This is a genomic window from Ensifer sp. 1H6, assembly GCF_001976035.1.
Taxonomy (GTDB): domain Bacteria; phylum Pseudomonadota; class Alphaproteobacteria; order Rhizobiales; family Rhizobiaceae; genus Ensifer; species Ensifer canadensis.
On sequence record NZ_MOAI01000008.1, the window covers coordinates 19,246 to 34,516 of the forward strand.

11 protein-coding genes and 1 pseudogene are annotated in these 15,271 nt (G+C 62.3%); 6 read left to right on the top strand and 6 right to left on the bottom strand.

Annotated features, from left to right (window positions below; all coding sequences use genetic code 11):
- Positions 1-36 precede the first annotated feature (36 nt).
- On the bottom strand, positions 37-852 hold the full coding sequence (locus tag BKP54_RS11480; protein ID WP_025426127.1) for a helix-turn-helix transcriptional regulator: 816 nt from the start codon (positions 850-852) through the stop codon (positions 37-39).
- A gap of 108 nt (positions 853-960) precedes the next feature.
- Here BKP54_RS11480 and BKP54_RS11485 point away from each other — a divergent pair, with 108 nt between their 5' ends.
- The 5 genes from BKP54_RS11485 (at position 961) to BKP54_RS11505 (ending at position 7,888) form a co-directional block, all read left to right on the top strand.
- Entirely contained in the window at positions 961-2,160 is a 1,200-nt protein-coding gene (locus BKP54_RS11485; protein WP_057211584.1) for an MFS transporter, read from the top strand.
- A 170-nt stretch (positions 2,161-2,330) separates the two neighbouring features.
- Positions 2,331-3,371: a spermidine/putrescine ABC transporter substrate-binding protein gene (locus BKP54_RS11490; protein WP_057211582.1), complete on the top strand. Its 1,041-nt coding sequence runs from the start codon at positions 2,331-2,333 to the stop codon at positions 3,369-3,371.
- The gene (locus BKP54_RS11495; RefSeq protein WP_025426124.1) at positions 3,368-5,731 is read left to right on the top strand and encodes a bifunctional diguanylate cyclase/phosphodiesterase; all 2,364 of its coding nucleotides are present in this window, start codon (positions 3,368-3,370) and stop codon (positions 5,729-5,731) included. Before BKP54_RS11490 ends, BKP54_RS11495 begins: the two co-directional genes overlap by 4 nt.
- A 148-nt stretch (positions 5,732-5,879) precedes the next feature.
- Positions 5,880-7,151, top strand: coding sequence for a phosphoribosylamine--glycine ligase (gene purD / locus BKP54_RS11500; RefSeq protein WP_025426123.1), 1,272 nt, complete (start codon positions 5,880-5,882; stop codon positions 7,149-7,151).
- Between the two features lie 209 nt (positions 7,152-7,360).
- The gene (locus BKP54_RS11505) at positions 7,361-7,888 is read left to right on the top strand and encodes a plant virulence effector HPE1-like domain-containing protein (protein ID WP_025426122.1); all 528 of its coding nucleotides are present in this window, start codon (positions 7,361-7,363) and stop codon (positions 7,886-7,888) included.
- A 133-nt stretch (positions 7,889-8,021) separates the two neighbouring features.
- Here the strand turns inward: BKP54_RS11505 and BKP54_RS11510 are convergent, their stop codons facing one another.
- The 5 genes and pseudogenes from BKP54_RS11510 to BKP54_RS11530 all read right to left on the bottom strand — a co-directional run bounded on the left by BKP54_RS11510 (position 8,022) and on the right by BKP54_RS11530 (position 14,776).
- Entirely contained in the window at positions 8,022-8,525 is a 504-nt protein-coding gene (locus BKP54_RS11510) for a DUF523 domain-containing protein (RefSeq protein WP_025426121.1), read from the bottom strand.
- Between the two features lie 14 nt (positions 8,526-8,539).
- Positions 8,540-10,705 carry a glycine--tRNA ligase subunit beta gene (glyS, locus tag BKP54_RS11515; protein ID WP_025426120.1) on the bottom strand — a complete coding sequence of 722 codons (2,166 nt, stop codon included), beginning with the start codon at positions 10,703-10,705 and terminating at the stop codon, positions 8,540-8,542.
- A gap of 113 nt (positions 10,706-10,818) precedes the next feature.
- Positions 10,819-12,757 (bottom strand): annotated as a pseudogene (locus tag BKP54_RS11520) (DUF2207 domain-containing protein).
- 108 nt (positions 12,758-12,865) lie between these two features.
- Positions 12,866-14,134 carry a 3-phosphoshikimate 1-carboxyvinyltransferase gene (gene aroA, locus BKP54_RS11525; RefSeq protein ID WP_025426118.1) on the bottom strand — a complete coding sequence of 423 codons (1,269 nt, stop codon included), beginning with the start codon at positions 14,132-14,134 and terminating at the stop codon, positions 12,866-12,868.
- 93 nt (positions 14,135-14,227) lie between these two features.
- Positions 14,228-14,776: a LemA family protein gene (locus BKP54_RS11530; RefSeq protein ID WP_025426117.1), complete on the bottom strand. Its 549-nt coding sequence runs from the start codon at positions 14,774-14,776 to the stop codon at positions 14,228-14,230.
- Positions 14,777-15,024: 248 nt separating this feature from the next.
- Here BKP54_RS11530 and BKP54_RS11535 point away from each other — a divergent pair, with 248 nt between their 5' ends.
- Positions 15,025-15,222: a hypothetical protein gene (locus BKP54_RS11535; RefSeq protein ID WP_025426116.1), complete on the top strand. Its 198-nt coding sequence runs from the start codon at positions 15,025-15,027 to the stop codon at positions 15,220-15,222.
- Positions 15,223-15,271: the final 49 nt, after the last annotated feature.

The window sequence follows — 15,271 nt, forward strand, 5'->3', positions numbered from 1 at the left end:
CAATTCAACTCCCGTTTGCCATGCCGGCGACGATGCCTACCGGCCCTGGTACATTTTCAGGTAGTGACTGGGGGCGCTTCCAAGCATGCGGCGAAACATCGTGGTGAAGGCCGCAACGTTCTCGTAGCCGGCATCAAGCGCGACATTGGTGACGGATTCACCGTCCGCAAGGCGCGGCAACGATGCGAAGATGCAGGCCTGTTGGCGCCAGGTGACGAAACTGACCCCTGTCTCGTTGCGGAACATCCGCGTGAATGTCCGTCGGCTGAGACCCAGGCGATCGGCCCACTGGTCGATATTGGCGGTCGCCGACGGTGCCTCCAGGAACTGCCGGCAGAGAAGCGCCAGTTTCTGCTCACGCGGGAAAGGCAGGCCGAGCGGCCGCTCATGCAGAAGAGCGATCTCTTCGAGCAGGAGATCCATGATCAGCTGTTCCCGCCGTTCCGACATGGTCTCGCTCTCGACGCTGACAAGCGCATCGACCAGGCTGCCCGCAAGCGGGGTGATTTCCATTACCATCGGCCGTTCGGCGCGCAGCAGCGATGGGGTGAAATAGATCGAGTGCATGCGCACATCGCTGATCATCTCGGTCGAATGCTCGACCCCCGCGGGGATCAGTAAGGCGTGCCCCGGCGGGACGAGCCAACGTCCGTGGGCGGTACGCACAAGGACAACGCCTTGCCGCGCCCACCACAATTGCGTGCGGGTATGGCTGTGGAGTGGAACGGTCAGGCCCGCGCCATAATCGCGGCCGAGAGCGAGCACGGCGGAGTTTCCGGTCTCGATCCAGTCCAGGTTCCTGAAATGGTCGGCGTCGGGCAGTTCGGGCAAATTTATTCGATGGATCGGCATTGGCCCACTCGCGAAAGAACTCGACCACATCACAAAAGCAGGCCATGGGCAAGATCAGTAGAGATATCCGTCGCCGCACACAACCATCGAGACGGCAAGGAAACATCCATGGCAACGGTTACTTCAACGGGGAGCATAACCCCGGAAAAGACGGCATTCTCCGTCATCCTGGCAGTCAGCTTCTGCCACATGCTGAACGACATCATGCAGTCGCTGCTGACGGCGCTCTATCCCTTGCTCAAGGCGAACTATTCGCTCGATTTCGTGCAGATCGGGCTTCTGACCTTCACCTTCCAGTTGACAGCCTCGATGCTGCAGCCGGCCGTCGGCATCATCACCGACCGCTGGGCACTGCCCTATTCGCTGCCGGTAGCGATGCTTTCCACCTGCTCCGGCCTCATCCTGCTCGCCAACGCGCATGATTTCCCGATGCTGCTTCTGGCTGCAAGCATGATCGGCGTCGGCTCGGCGATCTTCCATCCGGAATCTTCGCGGATCGCTCGCCTCGCTTCGGGCGGGCGGCATGGCCTGGCGCAATCGCTGTTCCAGGTCGGCGGCAATGCCGGTAGCGCCATGGGGCCGCTGCTCGCAGCCTTCATCGTCATCCCCTTCGGCCAGGGCAGCCTCAGCTGGTTCTCGATCGTCGCGGTCATCGGATTCTTCGTGCTCACCTGGGTCAGCACCTGGTATGTGCGCCACCGTCGCTCATCGATGAGCAAGCCGGCGCCGAGCCGCGCCTTGCCGCTGCCGAAGAACCGCGTGATCTGGGCCGTCGCCGTGCTGGTGCTGCTGACCGCCACCAAGAACGTCTACATGGCCAGCATCTCCAGCTATTTCACCTTCTTCGTCATCGAGAAGTTCAGCGTTACCGTTCAGCAAGCACAGCTGATGCTGTTCCTGTTCCTGGGCGCTGCCGCCGCCGGCACTTTCCTCGGCGGTCCGATCGGCGACCGTTACGGCGCGCGCTTCGTCATCTGGTTCTCGATCCTCGGCGTCATCCCCTTCGCGCTGATGCTGCCCTATGCGAACCTCTTCTGGACGGGCGTGCTGTCGATCATCATCGGCTTCATCTTCTCCTCGGCGTTTTCGGCGATCGTCGTTTTCGCGCAGGAACTAGTGCCGGGACGCGTGGGGCTGATTGCCGGTGTCTTCTTTGGTTTCGCCTTCGGCTTCGGCGGCATGGGTGCGGCTCTTCTCGGCATTTTTGCTGACCGGCAGGGCATCGAGTTCGTCTACACGGTCTGCTCGTATCTACCGCTGCTCGGCATTCTGACGATCCTTCTGCCGAGGATGCCCGCGCGGCATTAGGCAGACATCCAGCAGCAGACTTTTCAACGGGCGCCGCCATGCGGCGCCCGTTCTGTTTTTCCGCCCGGCAACGCCTTGCTCCAACCATGCTATTTCCCGCAGCCCTGCGTAATCATTCATCAATTTTTGCGCGCTACGGTCGCTGGATGGGGCTTGGGCAGGGGTAGACAATGCGAGGGCGATCGGCGATTCCCGCCTTTTTGACGACGTTGCTCCTGGCAACGGCGGGGCAAGCCGAAACGCTCAACCTGCTGATCTGGGAATCCTATATCGATCAGGCGATCCTCGACCGCTGGACGGCAATAACCGGCGTAGGAATCCATCAGGTCTACTACGACAACGGCGATACCCGCGACGAGGTGTTGGCCGACCCGAACAGCATCGTCGATCTGGTGGTGACCGGCGAGAACGGCGCCGCGCTCTTTGGGCGCAGAGGCGTGCTCGAGGCTGTCGACGAGACCAATGTCGCCTCGCTCAGGGATTATGACGAAAGCTGGCGCAAGCGCTGCTCGAACCATGGCCTGCCCTATCTCTGGGGCACGATGGGCCTTCTCTACCGATCGGACATGCTGCCTGAAGCGCCCACGTCCTGGCGCGACCTGATGCAGCCGGCTCCGGCGCTGACCAAGCACGTCGCCATGTACGACGACCACAACGAGGCCTTTGTCGCCCCCCTCATGCTGCTCGGCGAGTCGATCAACACCAACGACCAGGCAACGCTCAAGACCGCCTTCAACCTGATGAAGCAACAGGCACCGGCGGTTCTGACCTATGAATACGTCATAAGCTCGATCCAGAACCAGGCCATCGGCAAGGACATCCATCTGGCGCTTGGCTATAGCGGCGATCAGCACGTCCTAAACGAAAAGGCCGGTACACCGGGCATCTGGCGCTATGTCGTGCCCAAGGAAGGCACGCTTTCCTGGCTCGATTGCATGTCGGTCGTCGCCAAGTCGCCGAACAAGGCACGGGCGCTCGCCTTCCTGGACTATATCGGCTCGCCCGGAAGTGCCGCCGCAAACGCACAGGCGCTCAATATGCCGACGCCGAGCAAAGCCGCCTTTGCGTTGTTGCCGGAGGCGATGCGCGCGGACCAGGCGATCTACCCGTCGCCAGACATTCTGGCCAAGAGTCAGTACCAGCAGGAACTGTCAACGACGTCGGTGCAGCTGCGCCGGCGCATCATCAGCACATTGGCGAATTTCCAGTGACCCTCGGCAAGCGCGCACTCATCCTGATCTTTCCCGTGGTGCTGGCCGGCTATCTGCTGGCGGCGATCTCGGTCCATGTCACCCAGAGCCGATCGATCCGGGCGCTGGAACATGCCAAGCTGTCCCAGCGGCTGGAACATGCCGCCGCCGTCTTCCAGAACGAGATCGGCCGCAGCAAGGGCTTTCTCAATGCGCTCCTGAACAGCAATTCGCTGCGCCAGTACATCTCTGAAACCGACAAGAACTACCGGGCCAATGCGCTCGGCGTCCGGCTGCAGGAAAGTGTCAAGTCGCTCTCCGACGACCCGACGGGCTACGTGTCCCTGTCGATCCTGACATCGAACCTGCAATCAGAATACTATTTCGAAAACAGCTGGGATCCCTTCGCCGAAATCGACGAGGCGCAGCTCAATCTGGCACGGCGACTGATACGCGAAGAAAAGCTTGTCGACTGGACCTACCTCTACGACGGCGGGCACAAGGCGCGGATCGTCTATTCCTACTTCCTCGATCCCGTTACCTTCACGCGACCGCTGCCGAGCAAGAAATCGGGCGCGCTGCTTATCCAGGTGGCGATCCAGCCGGATCGTTTCCTCGACATGCAGGAAACACTCAAGCAGGAATACGGCGCCGACGTCGTCCTTCAGCCGTGGCCGCTCGCGATTACCGACGACCTTTCGGCAAGCGTGCATCTCGGGCCATCGCTCTATGCGACGCTGACGGTTTCGAGCAATCATTTCGACCGGCTGATGGCCCAGCAGAAACTGCTGCTGGCATTTGGTGCCGTGGCGATGAGCCTGTTTTCGATCTGGCTGATCATCGTTCTCATCCGTCGGTTCATCACCGACCCGATCGCCAAGCTCGACGCCAACGTTATGGCCGTCATGGTCGGCGCCCATGACGAGATCCGCAACATGGAGGAGAAGGGCGAGATCGGGCGACTGACGGAAAACATCAGAGAGCTGCATCGCCAGTCCGAACAATCGCTCAAGCTGGTGCAGCGCAGCTCCTGGACCGACACGCTGACCGGCATCAGCAATCGCGGTCATTTCAACGCGGTTGCCGCCGGCATCGTGCGCGAGGCCATTGTCTCGGGTGAAAAATGCAGCCTGCTGTTCATCGACATCGACAACTTCAAATTCGTCAATGACAAGCATGGCCACGAGATCGGCGACGAACTCTTAAAGACCCTGGCAACGCGCATCGCCGAGAATGTCGAAGCGATCACCGAGCGACGCGGCCAGAAGCCGGCGATCCTGGCGCGGCTCTCAGGCGACGAATTCGCGGTGCTGGTCCGCTCCCGACCGGGCGACGGCACGGTCCGCGAAGTCGCTGCGGCCATCCTGGCGCTGTTCGAAGATGGCTTCGAAGTCTCCGGCAAGAGCTATCCGGTGACGGCCAGCATCGGCGCTGCCATCTGCCCGGATGACGCGACCAACCTTGCCGAGCTGATTTCAAATGCGGACGCGGCGATGTATCAGGCAAAGACTAGCGGCAAGAACCGCTCTTCCCGGTTCTCGCGCGCCCTGCACGACAAGCGCACCCGTCTGCGCCAGATCCAGGACGAGTTGCGCTCGCTCGATCCGGACGAGCAATTCCATCTGGTCTACATGCCGATCGTCGACACCGACGGTCGCGTGACCGGCTGCGAAGCGCTGCTGCGCTGGTATTCGCCGGTACTCGGTAACGTGACGCCGGACGAATTCGTGCCGATCGCCGAAAGCTCCGGCCTCTTCACCAAGATCGACTGGTGGGTGATCAACCAGGCCATGTCCGACTGCCGGCAGCTAAAGGCACTCTTCGGTCCCGATACGATCCTGGCGATCAACATTTCCTCGGCCGAACTGCATTCGAAGGCGATTGCCGACTATTTCTCCGATTGTATCAACCGCCATGGACTGCAGCCGCAATCGATCGAAATTGAGCTGACCGAGACTTTCGCGGTCAAGTTCAGCGACCAGCTCCGCCGCAACATCGACGAACTGCGCCAAAAGGGCTTCCGCCTGTCGATCGACGATTTCGGCGCCGGCTATACCTCTGTCCAGCAGATCATCGAATACACCGCCGATACGATCAAACTGGACCGGGCGCTCGTTTCTAACCTCACGGCATCGCAATCACTGCCGGTTCTGAGGGCGTTGATCGCGCTGTGCCACGCCAAGGACGTTGCCGTGGTCGGGGAAGGCGTCGACACGCCGGAGAAACTCTCGATGCTGACTGCTGCAGGGTGCGATCTCTTCCAGGGCTACCTTATCAGCAAGCCGCTACCACTTGAGGATCTCGGCATCTGGGCGCTGACGCGCACCGCCCGCTACGGCCAGGAGCAGGATGATCGCAAGAACCAGCAGGCAATCGCCTGAGCGCATGTCGGTCTACTCTCTCCCGTGACGCTCCGGACAAGGTGCACTCCGAGGCGGGAATCGTGCGCCATAGCCCCCTGCCCCCTTGACCTGACAGCCGCCTCGCCTTAACCGCAACGCAACAATTTCGGCATGTCGGGGGCAGGCAATGAAGGTTCTTCTGATCGGATCGGGTGGACGCGAACATGCGCTGGCATGGAAGATCGCGCAGTCGCCGAAATTGACCAAGCTCTATGCCGCGCCCGGCAATCCTGGCATTGCCGAGGAAGCAACGCTCGTTGCGCTCGACACCGACAATCATGCCGCCGTTGCGGACTTCTGCCTGAAAGAGGCGATCGATTTCGTCGTGGTCGGGCCGGAAGGCCCGCTCGTGGCCGGCCTTGCAGACGTGCTGCGCGCTGCCGGTGTCGCCGTCTTCGGCCCTTCCGCTTCCGCGGCCCAGCTTGAAGGTTCCAAGGGCTTCACCAAAGACCTCTGCGCCAGATACGATATCCCGACCGGCGCCTACGGTCGCTTCACCGACGCTGAATCCGCCAAGGCCTATGTGTGCGAGCAGGGCGCGCCGATCGTCATCAAGGCCGATGGACTCGCCGCCGGCAAGGGTGTGACCGTTGCCATGGAACTCGACGAAGCGCTCGCTGCTGTCGATGACTGCTTCGATGGCGCCTTCGGCGCGGCCGGCGCGGAAGTGGTGGTCGAAGCCTATCTCGACGGCGAGGAGGCAAGCTTCTTCTGCCTCAGCGACGGCAAGACCGCGCTCGCGCTTGCCTCGGCACAAGACCACAAGCGCGTCGGCGATGGCGACACCGGCCCGAATACCGGCGGCATGGGCGCCTATTCGCCAGCGCCTGTGATGACATCAGAAATGACCGAGCGCACGATGAAGGAGATCATCGAGCCGACCATGCGCGGCATGGCGGAGAGCGGACATCCCTTTTCCGGCGTGTTCTTCGCCGGGCTGATGATCACCGCCAAGGGGCCGGAGCTGATCGAGTACAATGTGCGTTTCGGCGACCCGGAATGCCAGGTGCTGATGATGCGCATGAAGAGCGACCTCTTGCCACTGCTTTATGCCGCGGCGACGGGCACGCTTGCGGGCATGGAAGCCGAATGGCGCGACGAAACGGCACTGACGGTGGTCATGGCGTCGAAGGGATATCCGGGCAGCTACGACAAGAACTCGCCCATTGCTGCGCTGCCCGAGGCCTCGCCTGAGACCAAGGTGTTTCACGCCGGCACAGCGATGAAGGACGGCAGCCTGGTTGCAACGGGCGGGCGGGTGCTGAACATCACGGCGATCGGCGAAAGCGCAAGCGCTGCCAAGGACCGCGCCTATTCGGCAGTCGACGGCGTTTCCTGGGACAACGGCTTCTATCGCCACGATATCGGCTGGCGCGCGGTTGCCCGCGAGAAGGCCTGACCGCCGCCGGTAAATGCGCCGGATCATTCAATTTTTACCAATTCTCCTGACGGGAAAGTAAGAGAGAACGCATATTCTTGCCGACTGCATGGTTCCTTAAATCGTAGCCGATTTCAGGACAAAACATGCAGCAATTCAAAGTGCTACAGCGACCTTTGCGCGTCTGATAAGACGCGCGGCGCTGTAGAACAAACTCGGAGAGAAGACCGATGCGCCTGTTGCTGATCACCACCGCCGTTGCGCTCGCCGCCGGCAGCGCCTGGGCACAGTCGATCGAAGCTGTCGTTTCCGGGGAGGCCGTCAATTCCAGCGTGGCCTCTGTCTCCTGCGCACAATGCCCGCCGCTGCAGATCAAGAAGAAGGTCACCTATGTGGTGCCTGAGATCGAGAATGGCAGCGAGAAGGTCGAGCTCAAGCAAATCAACGGTGAGATGCGGCTTGTGCGCACCGAAGCCTGGCTCGGCGGCTCGCCGGTTGTTTTCGTCAGCAAGCCTTCTGAGGAGGCTGTCAAAGCAGCCGCGAACGGAGCCGAACAGGCGGATACGGCGACCGCTGCGGCCGATATCGATATCGCGAACCCGGGCAATCATGACTTGGCTGCGTCTGTGATCGACGAGACCGCCAAAACTGCCGCGGTTCAGACCCTTACACAGGCAGAGCCGGCAGTCGCGGCATCTGTGGCCGCCGAAAGCTCACGGCAATTTGATCCGACCGGCCTCGAACTTCGGCTAAACTGAGGGCCTAAACGGGAAAGTTCCCTGCCCCGGCCAGCCTCCCCTGCATTCAAGGGCTGACGGGCAATTCGCTGAAACAGCGAGAGATTGCGCCCCTGAGAGAAGCAGGGGCGCAATCTTTTTATCTGGGCTCGTGTTATCTGGGTTGGCGTGGGCCATCGATCCGCTCGACCAAGGCTTCAATCTCCCTGTCGGAATAAACCTCGATACCGTTCCTTGCGAGCAGCGCGGCCGTAACCCCCTGCCCCGCGTGGCGTGCGCCGGAAAACGTGCCGTCGTAGACGAAACCCGATCCGCAGGACGGGCTGCCGTCGATCAACAGCGCGAAACGACAGTCCGTTTCGCGCGCGAGCGCCAGCGCATTCTCGGCGGCGTCCAGAAACTCACCGGTGATATCGCGGCCGGTATTCTCGACGACGGTTGCCCCGCCGTCGAGCACGTTGGTGCCGGACATGCCGGACGCGATCTCGGCCGGCGGACGCGGCACCGGCATGCCGGCCGACATTTCGGGACAGATGGTGACGAGCCGGCCCTCTAGGCGCCAGCGGTCGATGGCCGGATGGACGAGCGGCTTCGACGCGCCATCGTAGCGCACGGCATGGCCCATGAGGCAGGCGCTGACGAGGATCTTCGCCGTCATGCACACCTCCCCCGTCATCCCGCGATCTTGGAGAAATCGGCAACCGTGCCGGTCGCCGAGCGGATGAGACCGAGCAGTGCCAGGCGGTTTGCCCGAATCGACACGTCATCGTCATTGACGAGAACGTCGTTGAAGAACTGGTCGACCGGTTCGCGCAGCTTCGACAGGGCCTGCATGGCGGAGCGGAAGTCCTCCTTGACGATCGCCTCGCGTGCCTCGCCCGAGCCCAGCTGAACCGCAGCGTGCAGCGCCTTTTCGGCGTCGAGACGGAAGAGATCAGCGTCGACGGCGTCGGCCACGGCCGTACCTTTTTTCTCTTCGGCTGCGAGGATCTGCGTCGCGCGCTTGGTGCCGGCGAGCAGGTTCTTGCCCTCTTCGTCGGTGATGAAGGCGGTCAGCGCCTCGACGCGACGGGCGATCATCAGCAGATCGTCCGCATCCGACGTCAGCACCGCATCGATCAGGTCGTGACGGGCGCCGAGATCGCGCAGATAGACCTTGAGGCGATCGTGGAAGAAGGAGAGCAGGTCCGCCGACACATCGCTCGTCAGCGCCGGCTTCTGCGCCCGCAGGGCGGTCAGCGCGATCTCGAGGAACGGCGTGAGCGGCAGGCGCGCCTTGCCTTCAAGGATGAGGCGGATAACGCCGAGCGCGGCGCGGCGCAGGGCGTATGGATCCTTGGAGCCGGTCGGCTTTTCGTCGATCGCCCAGAAACCGACGAGCGTGTCGAGCTTGTCGGCCAGCGCCACGGTCACGGCGACGGCATCGGTCGGCGCGCGGTCCGAGGGGCCATTCGGCTTCCAATGATCTTCGATTGCCGTTGCGACGGAAGCGTCTTCGCCCTGGAGCAGCGCATATTTGCGACCCATGATGCCCTGAAGTTCGGGGAACTCGCCGACGGCTTCGGTGCGCAGGTCAGCCTTTGCCAGCACCACGGCACGATCGACCAACTTGGCGTCGGCGCCGGTTACCTTGGCAAGCTCGGCGGCAAGCGCACGGATGCGGGCAACACGTTCGCCCTGTGTGCCGAGCTTGGCATGGAAGGTGACGTTCAGCGCATCGAGTTTCGCCATGCGCTGGTCGAGCGGCTTGTGGAGATCGAGGTCGAATTTTTCAGCCGACGGCTTCAATGTTTCCAGGTCCGGCAGGTTGCCCTGGTCGCGGTGCCAGAAGTGGGCGGCGTCCGACAGGCGGGCGCGCACGACCTTGCCGTTGCCGTGAACGATCTCCTTGCCGCCGTCCTTCGCCTCGATGTTGGAAACGAGGATGAACTTGTTGGAGAGCGTTTCCGCACCCGGCGCGCGGGTCACGAAACACTTCTGGTTGGTCTTGATCGTCAGGCGGATGATTTCCGAGGGGATTTCGAGATAGCTCTCTTCAAAGCTTCCCATCAGCACCTGCGGCCATTCGACGAGGCCGGAAACCTCCTCGAGCAGGCCTTCGTCCTCGACGAGTTCGAGGCCGTTGGCAAAGGCGATATTATGTGCGTCAGCCGAGATCATCTGCTTGCGGCGTTCGCCGTCGAGCACGACCTTCGCCCGCTCCAGCTTCTCGGCATAGTCGGCAAAGCGGCGCACGGTGATCGCTTCGGGCGCGTGAAAGCGGTGGCCGTAGGTGACGTTGGAGGCGACGATGCCGTCGACCTCGAAGGGGATCACATGGGTTTCGTCGGTTTCCGAGCCGAAGGTGCAGACGATCGACTGCAGCGGACGGACCCAGCGCAGAGCGCCCGGCTTGGCCGAGGCAGCCCCGGAGCGCATCGGCTTCGGCCAGGGAAAGTTGCGGATGATCTCGGGCATCGCCTCAGCGACGATCTCTTCGGCCGGACGGCCCGGCTTGACGATATGGGCGACGTAAAAATCACCCTTCTTCGGATCGCTATGGACATGGGCCTCGCTGATCGAAGAAAGGCCGGCACCGCGCAGAAAGCCCTCGATCGCCTTTTCGTTGGCGTCGGTACGCGGACCCTTGCGGTCTTCGCGCACATCGGCGGAACGGGCATTGAGGCCGCGGATATCGAGCGTCAGCCGGCGTGGCGTCCAGTATTCACGCGCACCCTCATAGGTCAAACCCGCTTCCACCAGCGCATCGGTCAGCAGCTTCTTGAGGTCGCCGGCCGCCTTGCGCTGCAAGCGGGCAGGAATTTCCTCGGAGCGGAGTTCGATAAGAAGATCGGGCATGGGAGATGACTTTTTCTGTTCCGGACGGTTGGCGCCGACTTAGCAAGCTCTGGCGAAAATGTCACCAAGCCCGACGATGAATTTGATTTAGAGGCAGGAGGGTCGCGGTACGATCACCAGCCGCCGCCGCCGCCACCGCCGCCACCGCCGCCGGAAAAACCGCCGCCCGTGGAAAAGCCCGACGACGAGGATTTCGGCGGGGGCGGCAAGGAGGAGGTCATGGTGTCGGCCATCGAGCCGGCAAAGCCGCCGATCCGATCCCCGAACGAACTCGATCCGAAGCCATCGCCATGGTACCAGGCAGGCTGGTAGGCGGCAGTGGCAGCTGGCCCGGCAGCGGCAGCCAGCAGCCAGTGATCGAAGGTTTGCGTCCACGGCTTTTCCACCCCAAGCGCAACGGCATAGGGCAACAGGGTCTCGAAATGCCGGGGCGACATTTCGGGCGCACCTTGCATATTCATCCGATCCTTCTCGGCAAGCGTCATGTATTGCCTGAGGCCGTCGATGCCATCCATCATCCGGGTACCGAGCGGCGTCGCGCGCCCATCAGGAAGAAGAACAGCACGTTGACAAGTACGATGCCGCCGATCGCAAACAGCAGCGGCAGCTCGTCGGTCTCGGAGGCGGAGTAGAAGACGACCGCAAGGATGCTTGAAAAGATGGTGAAGGCGACGAAGCCGATGAAGGCGATCACCACGATCGACATGATCCGGCTCATCAGGCTCTTTTCGCGCCGCAGGGATTTGCCGAAGGAAACGGCGAAGATGGAAACGAAAAAGGCGATGAAGACGGGGACGATCACCAGCGGGATGCTGTCCTCGCTCAAATCGCCGAACAGGAACACCGCGGCGATCGCAAGAACCGAAAGCAGCACCCCGGCAATGATGTAACCGGTGTTGGCCAGATAGTATTTGCCGCGGTGCTCGCGCTCCATGGCATTGCGGAAGTCGGCACCCGTCGCCTGCACCTTCGTGCCATTGGCCCTGTCGATCTTCAACTTGCCGCCGGCGGCATTGACGGCCTTCATCAGGCTCGCCTCGCCGGTCGGCAGCTTTTCGCTGCTGCCCTTGCCGGTCGCGGCAATGATGATGGCGCTCTTCAGATCTTCAAGGACGACATGGCCCTTCACCGCGAGGCTGAGCGCCGATGCCGACAGAGCCGTCCACCCCTCGCCGGAAAAGCCCCTGTTGTCGATATAGTTGACAAGCGCCGGCGAAATGCCCTCAGGCGCGTCCCAGCGCGGCACCATCACGCCGCGCGCCGGGTCCCGGCCCACCTTCAGCCAGGCGCGGCCATAGTAGAGCGCCACCACCACGAGACCTGCTCCAGCAATGACAAGCGCCATATGATCGCGCAGCCACCAGGTGTTTTCCTGGCTCGTGGTCGGCTGGTCGATGCTGCCCTTCGGCATCTTGACCGCGATCGTCAGACCCTCCTTCGCTCGAGCCGCCGGGTGGTTGCAAAGAAGATTTCGCTGCCTTCCTCCGACGCCAGCGCGTCCTTGCCGGTTGCGCCATAACCGCCGGTGAAAACGTCGAGTGCCTCGGGCCGCACCCCTTCCGGCAGATTGACGGTTGCGCTCGCCTCGTCGATCGGGAACGCCCATTCGGTGCCGGTCACGTTCCAGTAGAGTTCGTCATGATCGTCGAAGAAGCGGATCTGCCGGCTGGTCTCATAGGTGAACTGGAACGTATGCTCGCCGTGTGGCAGAAAGACCTCGGCAGAGCCGGTGTAGATGCGGATGCCGCCCGAGATCGATTCGGTGCGGTAGGGCTCCTCCTCGCCGTCGCGTTCGACCGAAAGCAGCTTGAAATCCACCTTGCTGCGGCGGCCCTTGGCATCGGTGAAGGTCAGCGGCAGGTCACGAAAGATGCCCCGCCGGATCTGGTTTCCCTCGACATTGGCGGTGATCGTCTCGGTGACCGTCAGCGTTCCGTTCTCGGCGACATCGATCACCGAATGATAGGACGAAAACACCTCGTCCGCCCGGCCGACACCCGCTGTCGCCAGCAGGAAGAAGAAGATGCCAAGCAGGGCGACGAAACGGGTCATGCGGTCTCAGACCTTTCGATCGATCTTGAGGAGCGGTTTCATGGTTTTTCGCGTCTCATGGCGGAAAACCGCTTCGCACTCTTCCTGGAAAAGCTTTGAGGCGCGAGATCAAGGACGATCACCGGTGAAGGTAACGCCAAGCGATGCAAGCGCATCCCAATAGGCAGGATAGGTCTTGGCGACGCAGCCGGGGTCCTCGATGGCAATGCCGTGGATCTTGAGCCCGGCAAGGGCGAAGCTCATGGCGATGCGATGGTCGGCAAAGGTGTCGATCGACGCCGGCAATGTCTGGCCGGCGAGCGCCGGATCGGAGGAGACGATGAGATCGTCGCCCTCTTCGTGGGCAAGCCCCGGACGGATCGCGGTCAGGCCGAGCGACAAGGCACGGACACGGTCGCATTCCTTCACGCGCAGATTGGTGAGCCCGACGAAGCGCACGGGCGTCTCGTTGAAGGCGGCAAGAACGGCGATCGTCGGTATCGCGTCCTGCATCTGCGATCCGTCGATGACGGCGGGAAGATGCGGGAAGCTGGAAATGACGGCGTGGGCGCGTGCGTCAGGCTGCGAGAACACCGAGGCAGGAACGCCGAGATCGATGGCCCCTCCGGTCAATACTTCCGCGGCCCAGAGATAGGTCGCGGCCGACGCGTCAGGCTCGATCACGAAGTCGGCGGCGCGATAGCCCGTCGGCGCGACCTGCCAGATGGATGGGCTCAACTGCTCGACCTCGGCGCCGAACGCACGCATCGCCGCAACCGTCAGATCGATGTAGCCGCGCGCGCCGATTTCGTCGCCGGCAAGCTCGATGCGGACAGGGCCCTTGGCGCCAGGGGCAGCCATCAGCAGAGCCGATACGTATTGGCTGGAAAGGCCAGCGTCGATTTCGATCCGTCCGGCGGGAAAGCCGCCCTTGCCATTGACGGTGACCGGCGGGCATCCGGTTTCGGACGTCACCTCGACGCCGAGCGTGCGAAGCGCGTCGACGAGCGGCTTGATCGGCCGCTTGCGCATGTGCTGGTCACCATCGACGACAACCGGGCCGTCGACCAGAGCGGCGGCGGCTGTCAGGAAGCGCGTCGCAGTTCCCGCATTGCCGAGGAACAGGGGCGCGGACGGCGACGCAAGCCGGCCGGTTCCGGTAACGACGAATGTCGTGTCGTCCGGTTCGCTGACCTCAACGCCCATCGCCCGCAAGGCATCGGCCATATAGCGCGTGTCGTCGCTCTTCAGCGCACCCGTCAGCCGGCTCGTGCCCTTGGCCAGACCCGCGAGAAGCAGCGCCCGATTGGTGATCGACTTCGAACCCGGCGGGCGAACGTGGCCGCGCAGGGGGTGGTCGGTCGGCAGGATGGTCAGCTTCTTCACGGTATCACTCATGCTCGGGTCTCTTTATGCAAGTAGCGCCGAGGCTGTCGGCCTCGGCAGGCGTGTCTCTTATCAGCAGGTGGCGTAATCGGGTAACGTCCCCGATCAGAATTTGACTTGCGGCACCGCGCGATCCGCCTCGTTGGCGATCTCGAAATAGCCGGCCTTCACGAAGCGGAAGGCGTTGGCGATGAGGTTCGACGGGAAGCTCTCGACCTTGACGTTCAAGTCGCGTGCCGCTCCGTTGTAGTAGCGGCGCGACATCTGGATCTCGCCCTCGATCGTCTCCAGCGAGCGCTGCAGTTCCGCGAAGTTCTCGTTGGCCTTGAGATCCGGATAGGCTTCGGCGAGGGCAAAGAGCTTGCCGAGCGCTTGCGACAGGGCGCCTTCAGCGGCTGCCCGCCCCTCGACATCACCTGCTGGAACGGCCTGAGCGCGATTGCGCATCGCGATCACCTCTTCGAGCGTCGACTTCTCGTGCGCTGCGTATCCTTTAACCGTCTCGATCAGGTTGGGGATGAGGTCGGCGCGTCGCTTGAGCTGCACGTCGATACCCGACCAGGCTTCCTCGGCGATCTGCCGTGCCTTGACGAGGCCGTTGTAGACGAAAACGAGATACAGGATCACGGCGACGCCGATGGCCAGACCAATCATGGGATACCTCCAAAAAACTCGGCAGAGATTAGCACCGGCTTTCCAGCTTCAAAGACCTTTCTGCAGCATTCGGGCGGAGAAACGCACTCCTCCCCAAATGCAAGCCGAAGGCGCTGAACACACTGTTCACCGCTACGGCCTATCCCCAGACCAAAACACCTCGATTCCTGTTCCATCGGGAACCGCAGGGATCCGGACGATGGGCGATAGTCGCGCCATCGAACAACCCCGGATACGAAGTGAAGACCATGAAAACGCTCGCAACCCTCATCAACGTGATCGCCTTTTCGGCGCTCTTCGTTGCCTATGCGAGCGTCGGTTCGGCCGAAAGACCGACTGGTGTCCGCCGGGCGCTGCAGACCTACTCCGGTCAGGTTTACACCGGCACCTACCCCACGCTGAAGCCCGTCTGGAAGATCAGCGTCGACGCCAGCGACACGATCTGAGATCTACAGCGTCGCGCGTCTTATTAGACGCGCGACGCTGCATCCTTAA